General features: G+C 46.2%; 22 protein-coding genes and 1 other RNA gene. 4 read left to right on the forward strand and 19 right to left on the reverse strand.

What is annotated here, in order from left to right; translation table 11 throughout:
• The 14 genes from ftsA to rsmI form a co-directional block, all read right to left on the reverse strand.
• On the reverse strand, positions 1-853 hold an 853-nt coding region (gene ftsA, locus AB4329_RS05550), incomplete at its 3' end, for a cell division protein FtsA (protein ID WP_371962959.1).
• Complete coding sequence (locus AB4329_RS05555) at positions 846-1,538, reverse strand: cell division protein FtsQ/DivIB (RefSeq protein ID WP_017059290.1); 693 nt, start codon at positions 1,536-1,538, stop codon at positions 846-848. The genes AB4329_RS05555 and ftsA, both read right to left, overlap by 8 nt.
• Positions 1,539-1,816: 278 nt before the next feature.
• Entirely contained in the window at positions 1,817-3,277 is a 1,461-nt protein-coding gene (gene murC, locus AB4329_RS05560) for a UDP-N-acetylmuramate--L-alanine ligase (protein WP_017059288.1), read from the reverse strand.
• Between the two features lie 13 nt (positions 3,278-3,290).
• The gene (gene murG, locus AB4329_RS05565; RefSeq protein ID WP_017059287.1) at positions 3,291-4,352 is read right to left on the reverse strand and encodes an undecaprenyldiphospho-muramoylpentapeptide beta-N-acetylglucosaminyltransferase; all 1,062 of its coding nucleotides are present in this window, start codon (positions 4,350-4,352) and stop codon (positions 3,291-3,293) included.
• A 12-nt stretch (positions 4,353-4,364) separates the two neighbouring features.
• A complete protein-coding gene (gene ftsW, locus AB4329_RS05570) occupies positions 4,365-5,561 on the reverse strand; it encodes a cell division protein FtsW (protein WP_017059286.1) in 1,197 nt (398 codons plus the stop codon).
• Between the two features lie 22 nt (positions 5,562-5,583).
• Complete coding sequence (gene murD, locus AB4329_RS05575) at positions 5,584-6,900, reverse strand: UDP-N-acetylmuramoyl-L-alanine--D-glutamate ligase (RefSeq protein ID WP_372137793.1); 1,317 nt, start codon at positions 6,898-6,900, stop codon at positions 5,584-5,586.
• Between the two features lie 57 nt (positions 6,901-6,957).
• Positions 6,958-8,040, reverse strand: a complete 1,083-nt coding sequence (gene mraY, locus AB4329_RS05580) for a phospho-N-acetylmuramoyl-pentapeptide-transferase (protein WP_136973928.1) — start codon at positions 8,038-8,040, stop codon at positions 6,958-6,960.
• On the reverse strand, positions 8,037-9,410 hold the full coding sequence (gene murF / locus AB4329_RS05585) for a UDP-N-acetylmuramoyl-tripeptide--D-alanyl-D-alanine ligase (protein ID WP_017070828.1): 1,374 nt from the start codon (positions 9,408-9,410) through the stop codon (positions 8,037-8,039). Before murF ends, mraY begins: the two co-directional genes overlap by 4 nt.
• Entirely contained in the window at positions 9,410-10,894 is a 1,485-nt protein-coding gene (murE, locus tag AB4329_RS05590; protein ID WP_017059282.1) for a UDP-N-acetylmuramoyl-L-alanyl-D-glutamate--2,6-diaminopimelate ligase, read from the reverse strand. Before murE ends, murF begins: the two co-directional genes overlap by 1 nt.
• 18 nt (positions 10,895-10,912) lie before the next feature.
• Positions 10,913-12,670, reverse strand: a complete 1,758-nt coding sequence (locus tag AB4329_RS05595) for a penicillin-binding transpeptidase domain-containing protein (protein WP_136978384.1) — start codon at positions 12,668-12,670, stop codon at positions 10,913-10,915.
• Positions 12,667-12,984, reverse strand: a complete 318-nt coding sequence (gene ftsL, locus AB4329_RS05600) for a cell division protein FtsL (RefSeq protein WP_061019056.1) — start codon at positions 12,982-12,984, stop codon at positions 12,667-12,669. Before ftsL ends, AB4329_RS05595 begins: the two co-directional genes overlap by 4 nt.
• A 3-nt stretch (positions 12,985-12,987) precedes the next feature.
• A complete protein-coding gene (rsmH, locus tag AB4329_RS05605) occupies positions 12,988-13,938 on the reverse strand; it encodes a 16S rRNA (cytosine(1402)-N(4))-methyltransferase RsmH (protein ID WP_017059280.1) in 951 nt (316 codons plus the stop codon).
• 228 nt (positions 13,939-14,166) lie between these two features.
• An RNA gene (gene rnpB / locus AB4329_RS05610) (RNase P RNA component class A) lies at positions 14,167-14,606 on the reverse strand.
• A 176-nt stretch (positions 14,607-14,782) separates the two neighbouring features.
• Positions 14,783-15,649 carry a 16S rRNA (cytidine(1402)-2'-O)-methyltransferase gene (gene rsmI, locus AB4329_RS05615; RefSeq protein ID WP_017066241.1) on the reverse strand — a complete coding sequence of 289 codons (867 nt, stop codon included), beginning with the start codon at positions 15,647-15,649 and terminating at the stop codon, positions 14,783-14,785.
• 61 nt (positions 15,650-15,710) lie between these two features.
• Between rsmI and AB4329_RS05620 the strand changes: the two genes are divergently transcribed.
• From AB4329_RS05620 to AB4329_RS05635, 4 genes are read left to right on the forward strand one after another with little or no spacing between them, the layout of a single operon-like run.
• Positions 15,711-17,528, forward strand: a complete 1,818-nt coding sequence (locus tag AB4329_RS05620) for a penicillin-binding protein activator (protein ID WP_065584707.1) — start codon at positions 15,711-15,713, stop codon at positions 17,526-17,528.
• The gene (locus AB4329_RS05625; protein WP_017059277.1) at positions 17,515-17,913 is read left to right on the forward strand and encodes a YraN family protein; all 399 of its coding nucleotides are present in this window, start codon (positions 17,515-17,517) and stop codon (positions 17,911-17,913) included. Before AB4329_RS05620 ends, AB4329_RS05625 begins: the two co-directional genes overlap by 14 nt.
• Before the next feature lie 2 nt (positions 17,914-17,915).
• On the forward strand, positions 17,916-18,506 hold the full coding sequence (locus tag AB4329_RS05630) for a phosphoheptose isomerase (RefSeq protein WP_004729817.1): 591 nt from the start codon (positions 17,916-17,918) through the stop codon (positions 18,504-18,506).
• A gap of 16 nt (positions 18,507-18,522) precedes the next feature.
• Positions 18,523-19,128 (forward strand): BON domain-containing protein, encoded by a 606-nt coding sequence (locus AB4329_RS05635; RefSeq protein ID WP_017059276.1) that lies wholly within the window; start codon positions 18,523-18,525, stop codon positions 19,126-19,128.
• 254 nt (positions 19,129-19,382) lie between these two features.
• On the opposite strand, the gene sspB is transcribed toward AB4329_RS05635, so the two are convergent.
• The 5 genes from sspB to petA form a co-directional block, all read right to left on the reverse strand.
• On the reverse strand, positions 19,383-19,877 hold the full coding sequence (gene sspB / locus AB4329_RS05640) for a ClpXP protease specificity-enhancing factor (protein ID WP_017072808.1): 495 nt from the start codon (positions 19,875-19,877) through the stop codon (positions 19,383-19,385).
• Between the two features lie 6 nt (positions 19,878-19,883).
• Positions 19,884-20,519, reverse strand: a complete 636-nt coding sequence (gene sspA / locus AB4329_RS05645) for a stringent starvation protein SspA (protein WP_009848943.1) — start codon at positions 20,517-20,519, stop codon at positions 19,884-19,886.
• 97 nt (positions 20,520-20,616) lie between these two features.
• Complete coding sequence (locus tag AB4329_RS05650) at positions 20,617-21,354, reverse strand: cytochrome c1 (RefSeq protein ID WP_017061436.1); 738 nt, start codon at positions 21,352-21,354, stop codon at positions 20,617-20,619.
• Entirely contained in the window at positions 21,351-22,616 is a 1,266-nt protein-coding gene (locus tag AB4329_RS05655) for a cytochrome bc complex cytochrome b subunit (protein ID WP_017061435.1), read from the reverse strand. The genes AB4329_RS05650 and AB4329_RS05655 overlap by 4 nt, the downstream gene beginning before the upstream one ends.
• Entirely contained in the window at positions 22,616-23,206 is a 591-nt protein-coding gene (gene petA / locus AB4329_RS05660; protein WP_017061434.1) for a ubiquinol-cytochrome c reductase iron-sulfur subunit, read from the reverse strand. Before petA ends, AB4329_RS05655 begins: the two co-directional genes overlap by 1 nt.
• Positions 23,207-23,389 lie beyond the last annotated feature (183 nt).

Genomic DNA, 23,389 nt, shown 5'->3' on the forward strand with positions numbered 1-23,389 from the left:
ATGGGCGACCACCAACACTTGGGACGTTAACAGAGTCATCCTTGCTTACGAGTTCACTCAGAGCGCAACCATGGTTTACTTTTATCTCTTCAGCATCGCTCACTGGCGTGCCGAAAGCGAAGGCAATATCACTGGTTACTGCATTTCCTGCGTAGGAAAAGACTTCTGTGTGTCGAAGTGCGCCGCCAGTCCAAATGGAAATATCCATTGTACCCGCACCGATATCGACAACACATACTCCAAGCTCTCTCTCGTCTTCAGTAATTACCGCATTGCTTGAGGCAAGTCCTGAAAACACGATTTGTTCTACTGTGAGACCACATCGTTCAACAGCTTTAATAATGTTTCTCGCCATGTCGCTATGGCAAGAAATTAGGTGAACACTGACTTCCATTCGAACACCAGATAAGCCAAGTGGGTTCTTAATCCCTTCTTGATAATCAATGGTAAATTCTTGTGGGATCACGTGCAGAATTCTCTGCTCATCACCTATTTTAATTGATTTCGCGGTATGGATCGCTCGATCCATATCGTCTTGAGACACCTCTTCATCAGAGATAGTGCCCATGCCTTTTTCAATTCGGCTTGCGATATGTTTACCCGATAGCGAGATAAATACATTGCTGATTTGGCATTCCGCCATCAACTCTGCTTGATCAATAGCTCGCTGAACCGACTTAACTACCGACTCTAGGTCGTTTACACCACCTTTATCCATACCTCTGGATGGGCTTTGCCCAGAACCAATGATATTGATTTGACCATCAGGCAATATTTCACCAACCAGAGCTGATATGGTCGCAGTGCCTATATCAAGACCAACGATTATGTTGTCATCTGCGGTCTTAGTCATCTGTGCTCTCTTCTAACTCTTGCTCTGGAAACCAGCCTACAGCGGCTCCCGTATCATACCTGAGGTCGATGTAGCTCACTTGATTCGCTTTACTACCAAGTTCGTTGTAAAGCGAAATGAAGCGTTCAACACGCTCATCTAAAGAATCTTTACCTAGTTCTAAACGGATACCGTTATCTAGGATTATTTGCCAAGCGCGACGCTCATTGAGAACGAGAGAGGTAACGGTTAACCCTAGACTGTTAATCAAAGGGGTTATCTGTCGCCACTTTTCTATCACTTCTTGGCTGGTGCCGTCTGGGCCGTAAAGCTTAACTCTATCGCCCTTCAACAGGCCGATATCACCATTAAACACCTGACCATCGTCATTCAGCAGCATGTTACCGTTCCAGATTGCTGCCGCATGGTACTCAGTCAAAAATACTTTTATTGTGTCTGGCCACTGCTTACGAATGGAGACCACTGAAACCCAAGGTAACGCTTCTAAACTGTCTTGCAACACACCGATGTCTTGCGACATGAAGGTTCCAATGTGCTCTAGCTCGCTAAAGGCATGTTGAACATCACCAGCGGTTACGTAAGTTAAGTCGCCTTGAAGTACTATTTTGGAGAGAGGCAATCGCTGATCGTCCCACATCCAAGTTAGTGTGGTATAGAAAAGAAACCCAATGAATAGCAATACCATGACAAAAAAAGACCCGCCTAAGGCGTGTTTCTTGAGCGACGGTAAACTGAATAGGTGGCGGTTTTCGCTAAAAGTACTTTCTACCAAAGCCCGCATTCCCTGTCGTTGGTTCGCAATTCTATTCCCTATCTTCGTAATAGAGGTAAAAGCACTTACTTTAACCTATGAATTATACTGAGCAAAATCAAACTATCAAACGTTGATAATAAGATTTTTGGTCAATTTTAGGTCAATCGCAAGAAGTGAGCGATTGACCACAGTCTGTAGACAGTATTCTGTTACGCGTTCTGCATTTTATTAATGTCTAACTGTAACGATTCCAACTGCTTCGCTACTCGACCAACATCGCCTGCACCCTGCGTTAAAACAAGGTCACCGCCTTGAATTACGTTGGCTAAAGCCGATGGCAGTGCGTTGATATCGGCAACAAAGATTGGGTCTATCTTACCACGCCCACGAATAGTTCGACTTAATGAACGTCCGTCAGCCCCTGCAATCGGTTTCTCACCTGCAGAATAAACATCTAACAGAATTAGGACATCAACCTGCTCAAGAACGTTCGCGAAATCATCATACAGATCGCGAGTACGGCTATAACGGTGCGGTTGGAAGATCATAACAAGACGTTTATCAGTCCAGCCACTACGAGCAGCTTGAATCGTCACATCAACTTCGGTTGGGTGATGACCGTAATCATCGACCAGCATTGCAACGCCTTTACCTGTTTCATACTCACCTAGGTGATCGAAACGGCGACCCGTGCCTTCCGTTCCCGCCATCGCTTTGAGAATCGCTTCATCGCTGATGTCATCTTCTGTTGCAACAGCAATCGCCGCGGATGCATTCAATGCATTGTGACGACCTGGAATGTTTAACGTGATATCAAGGTTAGCTTTACCTTCACGTACCACTGTGAATTTGCCTTGCTGGCCTTCTTGTACGTAGTTCTCAATACGAATATCCGCATCTTCAGAGAAACCGTAAGTAATCACCTGGCGACTTACCTGAGGAATAAGCTCACGCACTACTGGATCATCAACACACATCACAGCCTGACCGTAGAATGGTAGGTTGTGTAAAAAATCAATAAACGTCTGCTTTAGCGTTTCAAAATCGCCGCCGTAGGTATCCATATGATCCGCTTCAATGTTAGTTACGATACTAACCATAGGTTGCAGATGTAAAAATGAAGCATCACTCTCATCGGCTTCAGCGATAAGAATACGGCTTGAACCTAAACGTGCGTTAGTACCAGCACTTTTAACCAAACCACCGTTTACGAAGGTTGGATCTAGGCCGGCTTCCGAGTAAATCTGTGTCACTAGCGCAGTCGTGGTTGTTTTACCGTGCGTACCTGCCACAGCAATACCGTGACGAAAACGCATCAGCTCAGCCAGCATTTCTGCACGACGAACGATCGGTGTGCGCGCTTCACGAGCTGCAATAATTTCTGGGTTTTCTTCGTTGATAGCGGTTGAAACAACCACCACACTTGCGTCGGCAACGTTACTCGCTTGGTGACCGATATAAACGGTCGCACCCTTGCTAACTAAACGATCAGTCACTGGGTTTTGAGCAATATCAGAACCCGTGATCTGGTAGCCTTCATTTAGCAAGACTTCAGCAATCCCGCTCATTCCGGCACCACCAATACCAATGAAGTGGATAGATTTAACACGGCGCATCTCTGGCACCATTGCACGGATTTGCGCTAAGTCTTGGGTATGTTCAATCGTCATCAATTCAATCTCATTATTTTGCTAAAGCTTTAATCGCTTCAGCGACGGTCACATCAGCATCAAGCTTGGCGGCTTGACGAGCTTTTGTTGCCATCATTTTTAATTCATTTCTATCAAGCTGCGTGATAGTGTTCGCTAGCTTATCAGCCGTTAGTTGAGGCTGTTCAATCATTAACGCTGCGCCACATTCAACTAAATGGTCGGCATTCAACGCTTGTTGTCTGTCTTTGTGCATAAACGGAACGAAGATAGAACCGACACCTGCCGCAGACACTTCTGATACGGTTAATGCACCTGAGCGACACACTAATAGATCTGCCCACTCATAAGCTTGCGCCACATCATCAATAAATTCAGTCACTTGAACATTACCAACAGAATGTGATTTGTATTGCTCAATAACTTGTTGTTGATTGTTCTTACCCGCTTGGTGCATCACAGTGAAGCCTTCACCAAGCTGCGCCATCGTTACTGGCAAGGTATCGTTTAGGATTTTTGCGCCCTGACTGCCGCCCATAACCAAGATGCGAATATCGCCGTCACGCTCCGCCATGCGTTGCTCGGGTTCAGCTAAGGCAACCACATCTTCGCGTACTGGGTTACCCACCACTTCTGCGGTAGGAAACGCACCAGGGAAAGCTTGGAAAACCTTTTTAGCAATCTTAGACAGCCATTGGTTGGTTAAACCTGCCACTGCATTTTGTTCATGGAGAACCACTGGAATGCCAGACAACCATGCCGCGATACCACCCGGGCCACTCACGTAACCACCCATGCCAAGTACCACATCAGGCTGCCATGCTTTAATGTGTTGTCTTGCTTGAAGTATGGCATTAATAATCTGGAACGGCGCTTTAATTAACTTGCTAATGCCTTGACCACGCAGGCCTTTCACTTTGATGAAGTCGATTTCAATGCCATGCTTTGGCACTAAATCCGCTTCCATTCTGTCTGCTGTGCCTAACCAGCGAATTTCCCAACCTTGTTGCTGAAGCTTTTTCGCTACTGCTAACCCTGGGAAAACGTGACCGCCAGTACCACCAGCCATCACTAAAAGTTTTTTGTTTTGTTTCATCACGTTAGATTCTTATTCTACTAATTCGTTTTGACTATCAGCTTGTTCTTTTTGTTGCATTCGGCATTCGTGGTCAATGCGCAGCAGCATTGATACCGCCACAGACATAACAATTAAACTCGAACCACCATAACTGATTAGCGGTAGGGTTAGACCTTTGGTCGGAACGATGCCAGATGCAGCACCTACGTTAACAAGCGTCTGAAACGCAAACCAAATACCAATACCAAAAGCCAGATAGCCGCTGAACACTTGATCGTGTTCAAAGGCTTTTTTGCCAATAAAAATGGCTTTAAAAACCAAGCTAAAGATGAGTATCAAGACCAAGGTCACGCCAACAAAACCCAATTCTTCTGCCAACACAGCAAATACAAAATCGGTGTGCGCTTCGGGTAAGTATTCGAGTTTCTGAATTGAGTTACCGAGCCCTTGCCCCATCCAATCACCACGGCCAAACGCCATCAATGACTGAGTTAACTGGTAACCACTGCCGAACGGGTCGTTCCAAGGTTCCCAGAATGAGGTAACACGTCGAACACGATAAGGTTCTATAACAATCAAACCGACGACCGCGGCAATACCTGCCACCATCAAGGCGATAAACTGTGAAAGCTTGGCACCAGCAATGAATAGCATGCCGAACAGGGTCACTAGCATTACGACCACAGTACCTAAATCGGGCTGGCCTAGCAGCAGCACGGCAAAAGCGCCGAATACCATGATCGGTTTACCAAAACCACCGAAGAAGGTTTTTCTCACTTCATCTTGCTTCCGAACCAAGTAGCCCGCCATAAAGATAAACAGCGATAACTTGGCGACTTCAGCGGGTTGTAAGTTAAATAGCCCTAATGGGATCCAACGCGATGCGCCGTTAACCGACTTACCGACGGCTAATACCACAATCAGCAAGAAGAAGGACAAGCCCAGTAGATACATACTGTATTGAAACCAGCGTTGCATCGGGATTTGCAATATGACGCTAGAGACACCTAACGCCAATACAAGGAAGATGGCATGACGGAACATAAAGTGAAACGGCTGATCGGTTAAACGAGCACTGATGGGGAACGAAGCAGACGTCACCATCACCAAACCTGTCAGCATTAGCCCAAGAGCAATCCACACCAATTGACGATCGTAAAGCGCCTCGGGAGTAGCACGGTTTAGCCACTGCCAGATGGATTGATTAATCTCTTTGACTCTTTGCACTGAATGTTAGTCCTTCAACACGTTAAGCATACTCATGAGCAAGCTCAGTGAACGCATCACCTCTTGCCATGAAATTATTAAATTGATCGAAGCTTGCGCACGCCGGAGACAGCATCACCATATCTCTAGCCACCAGCTGTGGCGAGATAGATTCGATTATCTGCTGCATGGTATCGAACTTTTGTGCCGATGGGTGCAGAGGCATGAATTGATCTGCATCTTCACCGAAACAACACAGCTGAACACGCTCAAGTTGCGCCAATACTGGTTCAAGCTCACTAAAGTCAGCACCTTTACCAACGCCGCCAACCAAAAGATATAACGTACCTTGATACTCCAACCCAGACAGGGCTGCCAATGTGCTGGCTACATTCGTTGCTTTGGAGTCATTAACCCATTTGATTTCGCGCTTGTCAGCCACGACTTGGCAACGATGCGTCAAACCGTTATAGGCCTTCAAAGCATCAAGACTTTTGCTGTAGTCGATACCAACTTGCTTCAATAGTGCAAGTGAGACTAACGCATTCGCCACATTGTGACGTCCAACCAATGTTAAATCTTGGGTAGCAAGGACAGGTTTACCGTGATCGACCAACCACTCAGTACTATCAATCGTTGATACACCAAACTCTTGGTTATCTAGGCCAAAAGTCAACAATGGCATTGTCTGGTCAGGGTAAGTCTCTTTGTCTTCACGATTAACAATCGCACACTGCGCGTTATTAAAAATTCTTAACTTGGCTTCACGATAATCAGCCATACCCTGATAGCGATCCATGTGATCTTCTGACAGGTTCAAAAAGGCTGCTGCTACAAGGTTTAGGTTCGATGTGGTTTCTAACTGGAAGCTTGAAAGCTCAAGCACATATAAATCCGCATCAAGTTCTAGAAGGTCTAGGGCAGGAATGCCAATATTGCCGCCAACGCCAACGTTAAGGCCAGCCGCTTTAGCAAGTACGCCTGTCAAATCCGTCACGGTACTCTTGCCGTTTGAACCAGTAATCGCCACGACAGGTTTATTCACCGCCCAGCCAAACAACTCAATGTCACCGACAACAGGCGTACCTGCTTGAAGCACATCTTGAATTTCAGGGGTTGCTAAGGCGATACCTGGGTTAGCTACCACCAAATCAGCTTCCGCTAACCATTGGCTATTCCAGCTTCCAGAATGCAGCTCTACCGACTCAGGCAAAGATTCCTTTCCTGGTGGTAGCTCTCGCGTATCAATCACCTTCACATGAGTATGAGGCTGATATTTTACGAGATGTTTAACGACAGAGAGCCCGGTAATACCGAGCCCCACAACCACTACATTTTGAATATTTTGCCAACGTTCCATTTAAACAAGATGCTCTTAATAGTTTTAAAGAGCCCCTACTCAGAGGCTCACATAGGATTAACGAACTTTCAGTGTCGCTAGGCCAACCAGTACTAATACCATTGAGATTATCCAAAAACGCACGATAACACGCGGCTCTGGCCAACCTTTAAGTTCATAGTGGTGGTGAATCGGTGCCATGCGGAAAATACGCTGACCACGCAATTTGTAAGAGCCCACCTGCAGAATCACTGACAGAGTCTCCATTACAAACACACCACCCATGATCACTAGTACCAACTCTTGACGAACGAGTACCGCAATCACACCTAACGCACCACCCAGTGCTAGAGAGCCAACATCGCCCATGAATACTTGTGCTGGGTAAGTGTTAAACCATAGGAAGCCAAGGCCTGCACCAACGATAGCAGTACATACCACCACCAGTTCAGAGGTGTATGGGATGTATGGAATGTGTAGGTATGCTGCAAAGTTAACGTTACCTGTCGCCCAAGCGATAACAGCAAAACCCGCAGCAACCATAACCGTTGGCATAATCGCCAAGCCATCTAGGCCATCAGTTAGGTTTACCGCGTTACTGGTACCCACAATAACAAAGTAAGTTAGAACAATGTACAGTAAACCAAGTTGTGGCATCACATCTTTAAAGAAAGGCACCACTAATTGTGTCGCAGCAGTGTCTTGCCCATGAGCATACAGAGCAAACGCCACAACCAATGCAATAGCCGATTGCCAGAAGTACTTCCAACGCGCAATCAAGCCATCAGTGTTCTTACGAACGACTTTACGATAATCATCAACAAAACCAACTGCACCGTAACCGCCTAGCACGACAAGTACGGCCCAAACGTAAGGGTTTGATAAGTCAGCCCAAAGTAAGACCGTAATGATGATCGCAGCAAGGATCATCACACCACCCATGGTTGGTGTACCACGCTTACTGAAGTGAGACTCTGGGCCGTCATTACGAACAACTTGGCCAATTTGCAGCATTTGCAGACGCTCAATTAAACGAGGTCCCATCCACAGCGACAGACATAAAGCCGTCAAAATGCTCGCGATTGCACGAAACGATAAGTATTCGAACAAACGGAAAAAAGAAAGGTGTGGCTGTAGTAGCTCTGCAAGCCAAATTATCATGAAAAGTTCTCCTTTAAAGCAGCGGCTATTTTACTCATTCCTGCACTATTGGCGCCTTTTACCAACAAGGTATGTGGCGCGTTTTCTGGCAAGCTCAAGTGCTGCTCTATGTGCGCGATCATCGCTTCATGCGTTGCAAAGTGAGTGCCGTTACACACTTCACTAATCACCTTGGTATCATCACCGTAAGTGAGTACATGCTCAAAAGCGAATGGGGCAGCATATTCACCGACTTGACGGTGAAGTGCAAGGCTTTCATCGCCTAATTCAGCCATATTGCCTAAAATCAACCAACGCTGACCTTTGAAGCTCGACAACAACTTAGCTGCCGCCTTCATTGCCGGTACGCTGGCGTTGTAACTGTCATCTATCAGCTTGATATTCTGACTTAATTGTTGAACCTCAACTCGGCCTTTAACTGAGATAAGATTCGCTAAACCGCTTTTTATTTCTGCAAGCGTGGCACCGAATTGAATGCTCAGTGCAGCTGCCGCTAATGCGTTTGCTACATTGTGCTGACCAATAATGCCAAGTTCGACATCGATAGCGCCTTGCGGGGTCTGCATATCAAAGCAAGCTTCACCCTGCTCGTTGATGCGAATATTCGTCGAAAAGTAATCCGCCGTGTCATCACTTTCAGAAAAGGTCAGTACGTTTTTGTCTGCAAGCACATCTTTCCAGAAGTCACCACCATTGCTCTCTAGGTTAACAATAGCAGTATCACCAGCAGCAAGCCCCTGAAAAATTTCGCCTTTCGCTTGTTTAACACCATCAATTGAGCCAAAGCCCTCTAGATGCGCGGCAGCAACGTTATTCACTAAGGCCACCTGTGGTTTCACAAGCTGCGTGGTATAGGCAATTTCACCAATGTGGTTCGCGCCCAGTTCTATCACGGCATAGTCGTCATTGGGTTCACTGCGCAGCAAGGTTAGTGGTACTCCAATATCATTATTGAAGTTACCCGCTGTAAACAGCACTTTGCCACGTTGTTGTAGAATACTCGCGACCATCTCTTTGACGGTCGTTTTGCCACAGCTTCCTGTTATCGCCATGGTTGGCACGTTACATTGTTTGTGGATCCAAGCACTTAGCTGACCTAAAGCAAGTTTAGTGTCTTCAACAACAACTTGAGTAATATTTAGGTCAAGTTTTCGTTGAACTAATAACGCACTCGCATTGGCCTCAACAGCCTGACCACAAAAATCATGCGCATCAAAACGTTCACCTACAAGAGCAACAAACAGTGCACCTTCTTCAACGGTGCGAGTATCGGTAGAAACCGCATTGATCAAACTATTGCTCGATTTGCCAGCCTCTATCAGCTGACCGTACACCGCTGAGCAGATCTGCTCGAGTGATACATCAATCATTATGAAATACCTAAAAGTTGTAGTGCTGACTCTCGATCCGAATAGTGGATCGTTTTGTCTTTCAATACTTGGTAATCCTCATGGCCTTTACCTGCCAGAAGAATAATGTCGTTATTACCCGCCTGCTCTAGAGCAAACTTAACCGCCTGAAAGCGATCGTGTTCAACAAAGGCGACTTCAGGCTCACTTAAACCTGCCAGCATGTCTTTAACAATCAATGCCGGGTCTTCACTGCGAGGGTTGTCATCTGAAATAATAATGTTATCGGCGAACTGCTCTGCGGTAACCGCCATCATAGGGCGCTTGCCTGTATCTCGATCACCACCGCAGCCAAAGATTGCCCATAGCTTTCCAGAGCAATGTACACGTAGTGCTGCCAATGCTTTCTCTAATGCGTCAGGTGTATGCGCGTAGTCGACAACCACTTTCGCTTTGTTTGGTACTTGGAACAATTCCATACGGCCAATCACAGGTTGCAATTGAGGTGCTGTGTCGATCAAGGTTTGCTTGTCGATGCCTAGTACAAGTAGGGTCGCGAAAGCAACCAATACATTTGATGCGTTGAACTGGCCAATTAAAGGAACAGACAGTTGTCCCTGCCCCCAGCTACCATCAAAAGCGAGTTTGATACCCGTCTCTGCATAAGCAACATCCGATGCCCATACTGACTGCTGGTAGCCCGATAACGGAAGCAATGACACAGCTACTGCATTGGACAGATCAGCCATCCAAGCTTTACCGACTTCATCATCAACATTAATCACAGCGTGCTTACACTTATGCTGAGTAAACAAGCTCTTCTTAGCCAGAGCGTACTCTTGCATCGTGCCGTGGTAATCCAAGTGGTCACGGCTCAAGTTAGTAAATACACCAGCCTCAAAATCCAATGCCTTAACTCGGCCTTGAACCAAACCATGAGACGAGATTTCCATCGCGGTATAAACAGCGTTTTCTTCAGCCAACTCACTCAGCGTACGTTGTATTTCAATCGCACTACCGGTCGTATTCGCCGCCGTTTTAAGGTTGTCTAGAAAACCGTTACCCGTGGTGCCCATTACCGCAGAGCGTTGGCCGACTAAATCTAGCCACTGAGCAATCAATTGGGTGATAGTGGTTTTGCCATTGGTGCCGGTAACACCAATCAGCTTAGTCGCCTGAGACGAGTAAACACGACCGGCCAACTCAGATAACACCAAGTTAAGGTCTTTAATGTAAACAACCGGAACAGCATCCAACCACTCAATCAGACCATGGGCCTTTTCAGCATCAGCTTGTGCGATAACGGCATTGGCTCCCTGTGAGACCGCTTTGTCAATGAAACGACGGCCATCAACAGCATGCCCAACTACAGCAACAAAAATATCGCCGTCTTTGATGGCACGACTATCCAACTCCAACTGTTCAACGGCAATCGCATCCAGCTCAGGTGAACTAAAGTCACCCCAAGGAGAAAGTAAAGATGACAGCGTGAGGCTATTACTCATATTGAATCCTGATTGGCTCTATTCTTGAAACTTGTTTTCATCAGCAGGGACATTCAGAATTTGCAGTGCGCCCTTCATGATTTCAGAAAAAACAGGGGCTGCGACCGAGCCACCATAGTAGAGGTCACCTTGAGGTTCATTGATCATCACAACCAAAGAGACTCTTGGGTCACTCACTGGAGCAACACCTGCGGTATAGGCGAAGTACTCGTCTCCATAACCACCGGAAATCGCTTTTCTAGATGTACCTGTTTTTGCTGCTACTCGGTAACCCGGCACGGCGGCTCTTGTCGCTGTACCGCCCTTTTGGGTTACGCCTTCTAGCATGTTCAAAACCAACTCAGCATTTTCGCGCTTGATGATCTGTTTTGAGAAATCTTGGTCGTTGCTTTTAACGATATGGATAGGTTCGTAAACACCGTGATTCGCTAACGTCGCATAGGCATGAGCCAATTGCAGCGGAGTAATCGCTAGACCATAACCAAAGGATAAGGTAGCGATTTCAAACTTAGACCAGCGTCGACGGTTCGGGAAAATACCCGCGGTCTCACCGACTAGATTCAGCCCAGACATCTCGCCAAGACCAACAGAACTGTACATGCCCAGTAGCGCTTCAAGTGGCATATCCAGTGCTAACTTCGCCACACCGATGTTACTCGACTTCTTAAGGATTAACGCCAAGTCTGCCTTACCAACTTTGGAAGTATCACGTACACGGCTACCACCGATTTGCATGATGCCGTTACCCGTATCAATTACAGTATCAGCATCCGCGGTACCATTTTCGAGAGCGGCAAGAACAACAAACGGCTTAACCGTCGAACCTGGCTCAAAAGCATCGGTGATCACGCGGTTACGCATCTTAAAGCTTTGTAAATCAGCACGATTGTTTGGGTTGTAAGACGGTGCGTTAACCATGGCCAAAACCGCACCCGTTTTTACGTCTAATAAGATGGCAGATCCAGACGTCGCCTTGTGATCGGCTACCGCCTGTTTAATCGCTCGATAAGCGATGGCTTGTAAGCGCTGATCGATGGTCAATTCGAGTGGTTTACCTTCTTCACGCTCTTCTAGTGCAATGTTTTCAACTACTCGCCCGTAACGGTCTTTACGGATTGTACGTTTACCTGCTTCACCCGTGAGCCACTTATCGTAGCTGCGCTCGACACCTTCTAGGCCGTGTCCATCAATTCCGGTCACACCAATAAGATGCGCGCTGACTTCACCGGCTGGGTAATAACGACGTGATTCTGCTTTAAGACCAATACCCACCAGCTTTAAGTCGCGGATGTATTTCGCCATTGCTGGGCTAACTTGTCTTTGTAGGTAGATAAAACGACGAGATTTGTCGCTGGAGATCTTGTTGATCATCGATTGTCGATCTAAGCCAAGTACATCGGCTAACGCGTACCAACGATCAATTTGGGCCATGCCGTTTTTATCGAAAATCGTTTTAGGATCGGCCCATACCGCTTCAACTGGAACACTCACAGCAAGCGGCTCGCCATTGCGGTCTGAAATAATACCGCGAGCAGAAGGAATGGCCTTAACACGTACTGAGCGAAGGTCGCCCTGACGAATTAAGTTATCTGGTTCAATAATTTGGATGTAAGCCACACGACCAACCAGCGCAGCAAAGGCAAGAAACACGAAAGCAATAACGACGTTGAAACGCCATTTAATCAGAATTGGATCCGAGTCCTTTTCGCTCTTCACTCGCTCTTTCGTTGGTTTCTTAACGGCTTTCGCGGGTGCTTTTTCCTTTTTACCGGTCATTTCAGTGTGATCACAACTTCTTTGTCAGAGTCTGGACGTTTCATGTCTAGCTCTCTTTTTGCCGATGCTTGAACGCGACTGTGTTCAGCCAGAGCCGTCTCTTCAAGCATTAAATTTCGCCACTCATCATCAAGCTGTTCTCGCTCCACCAATGCCATGTCTTTTTGAGTGATCGCCTGACGTGACATATGTGTCGTAAGAACGACCCCCATCGCACTTGCAAAGATACAGATAAGAAGCATCAATGGGATCTTACCCACGGAGATCAAATCAAAAAATATTATCTTGGCTAAGTTAGGTTTGGAGGTCTTCATTGACTATAGCTTTTCTGCGATTCGTAATACTGAGCTACGTGAACGAGTATTCTCATCCACTTCGCCTTTTGATGGCTTAATCGCTTTACCAACAGGCTTAAGATCAGCACTGCCTAGCGCTTTGATCTGCTCTTCTGTTAATGGCAAGCCATGTGGTACTTGCGGGCCTTGGCTCTCTTTACGGATAAAGCGCTTCACCATGCGGTCTTCAAGTGAATGGAAGCTGATAACAGATAAACGACCTTCTGGAGCAAGAATACTTGCAGCACCTTTCAGTGCCGTGTCGATCTCTTCAAGCTCGCTGTTGATGTAGATACGGAATGCTTGGAAAGCACGTGTCGCTGGGTGCTTTTTCTCTTTAAAGCTTTTTGGTGCTACATCTGAGATAAGCTTAGCCAACTGGCCAGTGCGCGTTAGCGGTTCGTTCTCTTCATTCTCTTGATAAGCAATGATGCCTTTCGCGATACGGCGAGCGTGTTTGTCTTCACCAAACTCACGGATAACCCATGTGATGTCATCAAGGTCAGCTTCAACTAACCACTGAGATACAGGAATGCCAGTTGTTGGGTCCATACGCATATCAAGCGGGCCGTCTTTCATGAAGCTAAAGCCACGCTCTGCGTCATCCAACTGTGGTGAAGAAACACCTAAATCCAGTAATACGCCATCCACTTGACCGACTAAGTCGTAACGCTCTGCATATTCAGCCATACCTGAGAATGGGCCGTGAATAATCGTAAAACGAGGGTCATCAATCTTTTGTGCTTCTGCAATCGCTTGTGGATCGCGGTCGATACTAAAGAGTCGTCCATTCTCGCCCAGTTTAGACAGGATTGTACGGCTGTGACCACCACGACCAAAAGTACCATCGATGTAGGTACCGTCAGGTTTGATCGCAAGTCCGTCAATAGATTCGTTAAGCAATACTGAAATATGTTTGAATGCTTCTGTCATAGTCTTCTCAGTGAGTGGATTGAGCCATTAGTTCGGCAATAATTTGTTCTATTAACGTTTTAGTGTACTGATTTCACGCTGTATCTCCACCATATTGTGTATAGGCTTTGGGAATTTTTGACCCAAGCTCATATCAGGGTGAAGGATTCTAAGGAAATCTAAATAATTTACGTCAATATAAAGCAAAAAACCCATCACTACCGTTAAGTAATGATGGGTTCTTTATATAGGTGGAGTTGACACATACGCCGGGTTCTGTTCCGCTTGCGCGGCGGTAACCATTCGTCTAGGCCTGCAATCGCTCACAGGCTCAAGCAATCTACCCGCCCCCATACGCGAGCAACGCAATGCGAGGGCCTATTTGATCTTGCTCCGGGTGGAGTTTACCTTGCTACGAACTGTTGCCAGTCGCACGGTGCGCTCTTACCGCACCCTTTCAGCCTTACCTGTGCCCCTTCCGAAGAAATGAGGCCATCGGCGGTCTTCTCTCTGCTGCACTTGTCGTGGGCTCGCGCCCCCCAGACGTTATCTGGCACCCTGCTCTATGGAGCCCGGACGTTCCTCCCCTCTGCCAGTCTCCCGAAGGACTTCAACGTCAGTTTCCCGAAGGACCTCAACGTCAGTCTCCCGAAGGACATCAGCAAAGCAGCGATTACCCGTTCAACTCCGAGGGCGGATTGTATAGAGATTAGAGTGCAGTGTCTAGCGAGATCACAAATATGCTGCAAACCGCTAAGTAAACGCATGAATTTCACACAATTCAGACAAAAAAAGAGGAATAACGGCAATACCATCACTCCTCACAAGCTTTTCAATACAGGTTAGCTACTCTATAAAGAGGTTTCTAGTGGTCTAGATGCTCTAGGCCCCATTTGTATAACGCGTTCTTTTTCAGATTGTAGATTTCTGCCGTCATCGCCGCCGCTTTTTTAAGAGGCAGCTCTTTGGTTAGAATGCCTAGTGTGCGAGTCGCTTCGTCTGGCAGTTCTGTGCTCGCTTCTTCACGGTGGCCGTGAATCAGTAACACCATCTCACCGCGTTTACGGTTCGCGTCTTCTTCAATCCACTCAATAAGTTCACCAAGTGGCAGCCCTTGGATGGTTTCGAAGGTTTTGGTTAGCTCACGCGCCAATACAACCTCACGGTCAGGGCCAAGAATCTCAAGCATGTCTTGTAGAGAATCTGAAATACGGTGTGGTGATTCATAGAAGATGCACGTGCGCTCTGCCTTTGCGATCTCTAAGAACTTGTCTTTGCGACCCTTGCTCTTTGGCGGTAAGAAGCCCTCAAAGCTGAAACGATCTGACGGTAAACCAGAAGCACTTAACGCGGTAATCACAGCACAAGCACCAGGAAGTGGCACAACTCTCACACCCGCTTGACGACATTGTGAGACAAGATGGTAACCTGGGTCACTAATTAAAGGAGTACCCGCATCAGAGACTAATGCGATAGACTGACCTTCTAATAACCTTTCGACTAGAACTTGCGCTTTAGTTTGTTCATTATGATCATGTAAAGCGAACGTTCTGGTTGATATATTGAAGTGAGCAAGCAGCTTACCCGTGTGGCGTGTGTCTTCGGCTGCAATAACATCGACACTTGATAAAATTTCAATTGCTCTTTGAGTGATATCTCCCAAATTTCCGATTGGGGTTGGCACAATGTAGAGAGTTGGGCTCTCTGTGAGCAAGGTTTTGTTATCTGTCATTTGTTTACCATCACTTCAACGATTAATATAGATACAAATTTATACGGAATTTAAAGAACTCATGGCAACGATGAACCATAAGAGACTCAGTGTACCACGCTTACTAACTCCAATTGCATTAGCAATTACATTGGCGGCTTGTTCTTCAGGTCCTCAAGCACCAACGAGCGTTGATATTACACTAGATCCAGCGCAATCAACTGAAAGTTACATGATGCAGGCGGATAGTAGCAAAGGAAGTCTACAAAACGACTGGTTAATCATGGCGCTTAAGGCTTCTGTGCAAGTTGGAAAAACCGATCAAGCAACTCTGCTGATTAAACGCTTAGCAAAACAAGAGCTGAGCGAAACGCAACAAGCGGAATGGCAATTAGCGCGCGCTCAGCTGCTGGTGAATAACTCACAGCCAGATCAAGCTTATAGCCAACTAAACTTCCAGCCTTGGTGGAAGCTTCCGAACGAGCAGTGGAAAGATTATCACGAGCTACGCGCGAACATCTCAGAGATGAAGAGTGAGTATTTCGAGGCAAGCCGTGAGTTAGTGCTCTATTCAGAGTACCTAGAGGCTGACGACGAGCTTCAACAGCAAACTGCCGACCGTATTTGGCAAAACCTGAATAGCTACTCTCAATACGAGATTCTAGAACTGAAAACATCACCGACAGAAGATGTGCTTTCAGGTTGGTTACAACTGGCAATCTACATGAAGACGCTGAACTCAAATCTTCCAAACCTGCAGGAAACCTTATCGGATTGGTTAGCCGAGAATCCTCAGCACCCAGCTGCTACTTACACACCTCAGGCGATCACCGACATCTTGGCGCTAGAGATCAGCAAGCCAACCAGCACTGCACTGTTGCTGCCGCTAACGGGTAAATACGGTAAGCAAGCACAACTGGTACGTGATGGCTTCATCTTTGCGATGATGAACGACAAAGAACGCGAAGAAGATGCAACGCTGACAGTAATGGATACCAACGTGCAAAGTGCTGCTGAGATTAAAGCGACACTGGAAGAGAACAACGTTGATTTCATTGTGGGTCCGCTGATCAAGAGCAACATTACTAAGCTTCAGCAAGCGCAGAAAAACCACGAGAATTCGATTCCAGCTTTAGCTCTGAACATTCCAACGCAACTAGAACCTGATACCAATATTTGCTATCTCGCTCTATCGCCTGAACAAGAAGTTGCTCAGGCAGCGAAACACCTATTTGCTCAAGGCTACAAGTATCCGCTTATCCTTGCGCCAAGAGGACGTTTAGGTGAGCGTGTTGAGCAAGCGTTTAAAGAAGAGTGGAAAAAATACAGCAGCAACGATGTGGCTATCAGCTTGTTCTCTGACAAACGCCAACTGCAACGTAATGTGAATCAGGTATTTGGCTTGCAAGAGAGCCAACAACGTATCGCTCAAATGGATGGGTTACTGAACCTAGACCTAGAAACAGAGCCACGCAGCCGTCGTGATATCGATTCTGTCTACATTGTGGCTAAGAACTCAGAGCTAACGCTAATCAAACCCTTCATTGAAGTTGCAATTAACCCTGATGCTAGCCAGCCCGCTCTTTTCTCAAACTCACGCAGCAACAGCGGTGATAAGCAGTATGAAGACCTAACCGGCGTGTTCTACAGCGACATCCCACTATTGGTTGAGAACAAAAACGAGCTTAATAAAGAGCTAAACGACCTATGGCCTGCACACTCAAACGGCCAAAAGCGTCTGCAAGCACTGGGAATGGATGCATACTACCTAATGGATGCACTGCCACAGATGAAAGCCGTACAGGGTTACAGCATTCCAGGTGAAACGGGTGTGCTAACCATCGATAACAACTGTGTGGTTCAACGTGAAATCAGCTGGGCAGAGCATGGGGCTTTTTAGCCGAAAGTTCCTATCCAAACCAACCATCACCCACAAACAAGTGGGTGATAAATACGAGGCCGTGGCAAAATCTTATCTGATTAACCACGGTTTATCGTTAATAGAAGAAAACTTCATAGCAAAATGTGGCGAGATTGATCTTATAATGCGCCATAACAATACGGTTGTGTTTGCTGAGGTAAAATACCGCAAGCAAACCCGCTACGGACATGCCGCTGAAATGGTGACTGCCAAGAAGTCACAGAAACTGCTCAAAACAGCCAATGTTTGGCTTATGCAGCAAGGATTGTCGGTGCACTCTACAGATTTCAGGTTTGATATTGTTGCCATTGAAGGGCCGAATGACACTATCGACTGGATTCAAAACGCGATTACCCAAGGATAAACATGCTAGACAGCATTAAAGAAAGTTTCACAGAAAGTATTCAAATCCAAATTGCGGCTGCAGAAGCTCTGCCTGACGCAATCACGCATGCCGCTCAAGCAATGGTTGCGACCTTGCTTAACGGAAACAAAATTCTTTGTTGTGGTAATGGTGGTTCGGCGTCGAATGCTCAGCAATTTGTATCGTGCCTACTCAACCGGTTTGAAACAGAGCGCCCTAGCCTTCCAGCAATGGCACTCACAGCAGACAACACCACGCTAACGGCTGTGGCTAACGACTACCACTATGAAGAGATCTTCTCTAAGCAGGTGCGTGCATTCGGTCAAACTGGCGATATTCTGTTGGCTATCTCGACTAGCGGTAACAGCAAAAACATCATCAAGGCAATGGAAGCGGCGGTAACTCGCGACATGACCATCATCGCCTTTACCGGTAAAGATGGTGGTGAGATGGCAGGTTTGCTTGGTGAACACGATGTAGAGATTCGTATCCCGTCACACCGTACAGCGCGCATTCATGAAGTACACATGGTGACACTGCACTGCCTATGTGACCTAATCGATCAAGTACTCTTCCCTGCCCACGAAGAGTGATATACGGAGCATCACAATGAAATCATTAACCTCTATGAGGCTGTTTAAGCTGATTAGTGTTTCGCTACTTACACTGTCTCTGTCTGGTTGTGCTGGCATTTTCATTGCTGGTGCTGCAACCACTGCAAACCTAGTCACGGATACGCGAACAACCAAAGAGATTTGGAACGACAACAACATCGAATTTGAAGTCGCAGCGATTACCAATAAACAACCATTCCGTGGCAACGTACGTGTCACCGCAAGCTCGTACCGAGGTTCGGTGGTATTGATGGGACAAGCAACCACAGATTCAGAACGTCGCGCTTTTGAAAACCAAGCCAAAGAAGTGGCTGGCGTTGAGAGCATCCACAATCAGGTTCGAGTGAAAGAACCTTTGTCTGTAAGTGCTATTAGTAAAGACAGCTGGATTACCACTAAAGTGAAATCAGCTCTGCTTGCGAATGCTGAGCTTAACGGCATCAAAGTAAAAGTGATTACTGAGGATTCAGAAGTATTCCTGCTTGGACTCGTGACTCGAGAGCATGCCGATATCGCAACAGAAGTTGCTCGTAACATCTCTGGCGTAAAACAGGTCATTCGAGCGTTTGAATATGGTGAAGAAGAGACGGCTGTTAACTAGCCGTAAGCCAGTCAATTGAATGCTATATAGCAGAAAAGAAAAAGCAGCGACGAGTCGCTGCTTTTTTATTTGGTTCGTTATCTAATACCAATCGTAGTAAATAATCTATCATTCTAGCTTGTTAAAAATCTCGATAACTGCGTTAGAATTTTTGATTGTAGAATAACTACTTATCAAAAAATTCCGCCTTGCTCTCAAGCTTTTTTCCTGCGCTATTTCTGATCACTTACTTACTGTGATTGGTATAACTAACGTTATTTGATAACACGAAGGCTTGGGCGACCTTTCGCTGGACGAGGTGGCTCAGGATCTGAGTCTGGCTCTTCAGCATCTACGTCTGCCGTTGCTACGCTCAAAGATGGGCCTTTTTCTGGTTCTTCAAAAGGACTTTCTTCAATCCCTTCTTCAAACGCTTCCATGTAAGCCTCTTCAGGTTCAAACATGGTACCAGCACCATTTTCACGAGCATAAATCGCTTGTACTGCGTAAAGCGGAACGATCACAGAGTGTGGACGACCACTAAAGCGAGCACTAAACGTCACAGCTTCGTTACCCAGTTCAAGTTGTCCAACCGCACGAGGCGCGATGTTCAGAATGATCTGACCATCTTGAACAAACTCTTCTGGAACTCGCACACCCGGTAATGTTGCTTCAACAACAAGGTGTGGAGTTAGTTCGTTATCAACCAGCCACTCATAAAATGCACGAAGCATGTATGGTCGGCGTGGAGTCATATTAGAAATATCCATAAACGCTTAGCGAACGAGTCGCATCTCACGCTCAGCTTCAGTTAGAGAAGCTAGGAATGAATCACGTTCGAATACGCGGTTCATGTAAATCTTAAGCTCTTTAGAACCAGGACCAATTAGTTCGATACCAAGCTCAGGTAAACGCCATAATAGCGGAGCTAGGTAACAATCAATTAGGCTAAACTCTTCGCTCATGAAGTATTCATACTCAGCGAAGATAGGAGCAAGAGTCAGTAGGTCGTTGCGCAGTTTAACGCGAGCTGCTTCAGATTCTTCAGCGTTGCCTTTAACGATCTTCTCTGCAACTGAATACCAGTTACGCTCAATGCGGTACATCATTAGACGGCTGTTACCACGAGCAACCGGGTATACAGGCATCAACGGTGGGTGAGGGAAACGCTCATCTAGGTATTCCATGATGATCTTCGAGTCATATAGAGCAAGCTCACGATCAACAAGAGTAGGTACTGATTTGTACGGGTTCAGTTCAACAAGCTCTGCTGGTAGATTTTTTTCATCAACCAACTCAACTTCAACACTTACGCCTTTTTCAGCAAGAACGATGCGCACCTGATGGCTATACATATCAGAAGCACTTGAGAAAAGAGTCATTACAGAACGTTTATTGGCAGCTACAGCCATGGAGCCCTCCAGTACACTTTAAATAAAAACAATGGAGGCCTAAAGCCTCCATTGAACATTAACATAATTTGGGAATTAGCACGGTATTATAGCACAATTAGTGCACATCACGCCAATACTCTTTCTTCAGCAAAATCACGATGATAGTGAAGATTACTAAGAAGGCCATTACCCACCAACCCATAGCGTGACGCTCAAGTTGAACTGGGTCGCCCGAGTAAACCAAAAAGTTAACAAGGTCACGAACTGCTTCGTCGTATTCACCAGCACTTAATTCGCCAGAGCCGTCAGTCTCAGTGCCAACAACAACCGTCACTTCCTCGCCATCTACCATATGAGTATCGTAGATTGGTGTTGGGATACCTTGCAGTTCTTCAAGAACGTGCGGCATACCAACGCTTGGGAAAACAATGTTGTTCACGCCAAATGGACGAGACGGATCTTCATAGAAAGTACGAAGGTAAGTGTACAGCCAGTCTGCGCCACGAACACGAGCAACCAATGTTAGGTCTGGTGGCGGAGCACCAAACCAACTTGCCGCTTGATCAGAAGGCATAGCATTAACCATCAAGTCACCGATTTTCGCTTCAGGGTCGAAAATCAGATTTTCCTTCATAAGATCAACGGGGATCTCTAAATCATTCGCAACACGTTCATAGCGCTGGTACTGCGTTGAGTGACAAGCGAAACAGTAGTTCATGAACATCTTAGCGCCATTTTGCAATGAAGCTTTGTCTGTTAAATCATTGTTCGCTTTGTCTAATGGTACGTTTGCACCCGCTGCCATCACCAGTGACGGCAACATAGCAAATAAAATTACAATCCACTTTTTCATTTGAATGTCACCCTTTCTGGTAATGGTTTCGTCGCTTCATTTTTACTGTAGAACCACAGTAGAACGAAGAACATGAAGTAACCTAAGCTAAAGATTTGAGCCAGTAGCGTGTATGTTGGCGTTGCTGGAAGCGCACCAAGTACACCAAGCGCAATAAAGCTTATTGTGAATTGGATGATGTTAATCAAATGCAGTTTGCTACGGTAACGGTAAGAACGCACTTTACAACGGTCGAACCATGGTAGTAGGAATAGCACAACAATAGATGCGCCCATTGCTACAACACCTAGCAACTTATCAGGAACAGCACGCAGAATTGCGTAAAACGGCGTGAAGTACCATACCGGAGCGATGTGCTCTGGTGTTTTCAGTGGGTTAGCAGCTTCAAAGTTTGGCGGCTCAAGGAAGAATCCACCCATCTCTGGGTTAAAGAACAGCACATAACAGAAGAAGAATAGGAAACCGGCCACACCAACCATATCTTTCACGGTCCCGTATGGGTGGAAAGGAATAGAGTCAATGATGTCGTATTTCTTAGTGTAATCCTTGTGGAATGGGAACTGCGTTTTGTAGTCGTCGCCCATTGTGCCTTTAGGAAGTTTCGTCTCAATACCGTCTGGGTTGTTCGAACCCACTTCGTGCAGTGCTAGTACGTGAAGTACGATAAGCAGCAGAAGTACAATTGGTAGAGCGATAACGTGCAGTGCGAAGAAACGGTTCAGCGTTGCACCAGAGATGATGTAGTCACCACGGATCCAAAGCGTTAGGTCATCACCGATAACAGGGATCGCACCAAACAGAGAAATGATTACCTGAGCACCCCAGTAAGACATTTGACCCCATGGTAGTAGGTAACCCATGAAAGCCTCAGCCATAAGCACTAAGAAGATCAACATACCGAAGATCCAAAGTAGCTCACGAGGCTTTTGGTAAGAACCATAGATTAGGCCACGGAACATGTGCAGGTAGATAACAACGAAGAATGCCGAAGCACCTGTTGAGTGCATGTAACGTAGTAGCCAACCGTATTCCACATCACGCATGATGTATTCAACAGAAGCAAATGCACCCTCACCTGACGGTACGTAGTTCATTGTTAGCCAAATACCCGTAAGGATTTGGTTAACCAATACCAACATTGCCAAAGAACCGAAAAGGTACCAAAAGTTAAAGTTCTTAGGCATTGGGTATTCAGATAAATGCTTTTTATACGCATTCATCGCGGGTAGACGTTTCTCTACCCAATCAAGCAATCCTTGCATTACGCGTCTCCCTCGTCCACACCGATCATGATCTTAGTGTCACTCAAATACATATGCTTTGGTACAACAAGATTCAATGGAGCTGGTACGCCTTGGAATACTCGACCTGCCATATCAAACTTTGAACCATGACAAGGACAGAAGAAACCAGACTTAACACCCTGAACTTGTTCTGCAAAAGAATCCGGCAGGTAAGTTGGAGAACAACCTAAGTGCGTACAGAAACCAACAGCAACGAAGAATTCCGGCTTAATTGAACGGAACTCGTTCTGTGCGTATTCTGGTTGTTGTTCAGCTTCAGATTGAGGGTCACGAAGTTGACCACCGATCGATTTTAGGTTTTCTAGTACCGACTCAGCACGGCGTACAACCCATACAGGTTTACCTTGCCACTCGACACGAACCATTTGTCCCGGTTCTAACTTACTGACTTCCACTTCCACCGGCGCGCCCGCAGCTTTCGCCTTGGCACTCGGATTCCATGATTTAATAAAAGGCACGGCTACAGCAGCTGCTCCTAAACCACCAACAACGGCTGTTGTTGCGGTTAAGAAACGCCTGCGACCGTTATTTAAAGGCGCGTTGCTCATCCAAACATTCTCCCATTTGCTCCTTGTGGATTGAAATAATTCCGATTAAAGAGCATGGCTAACAAAATATGTATTTAGTTCTATTTATTGACGGCAAATGATAAATAAAACCCTACTTTTTGACAAGATAAAGCTACCTTTTTGTAACAATCATGAGGCAAAGCGCACATTGGGTTACAAAAG

It is taken from the genome of Vibrio sp. 10N.261.54.A5, assembly GCF_041471145.1.
Lineage (GTDB): Bacteria > Pseudomonadota > Gammaproteobacteria > Enterobacterales > Vibrionaceae > Vibrio > Vibrio crassostreae_C.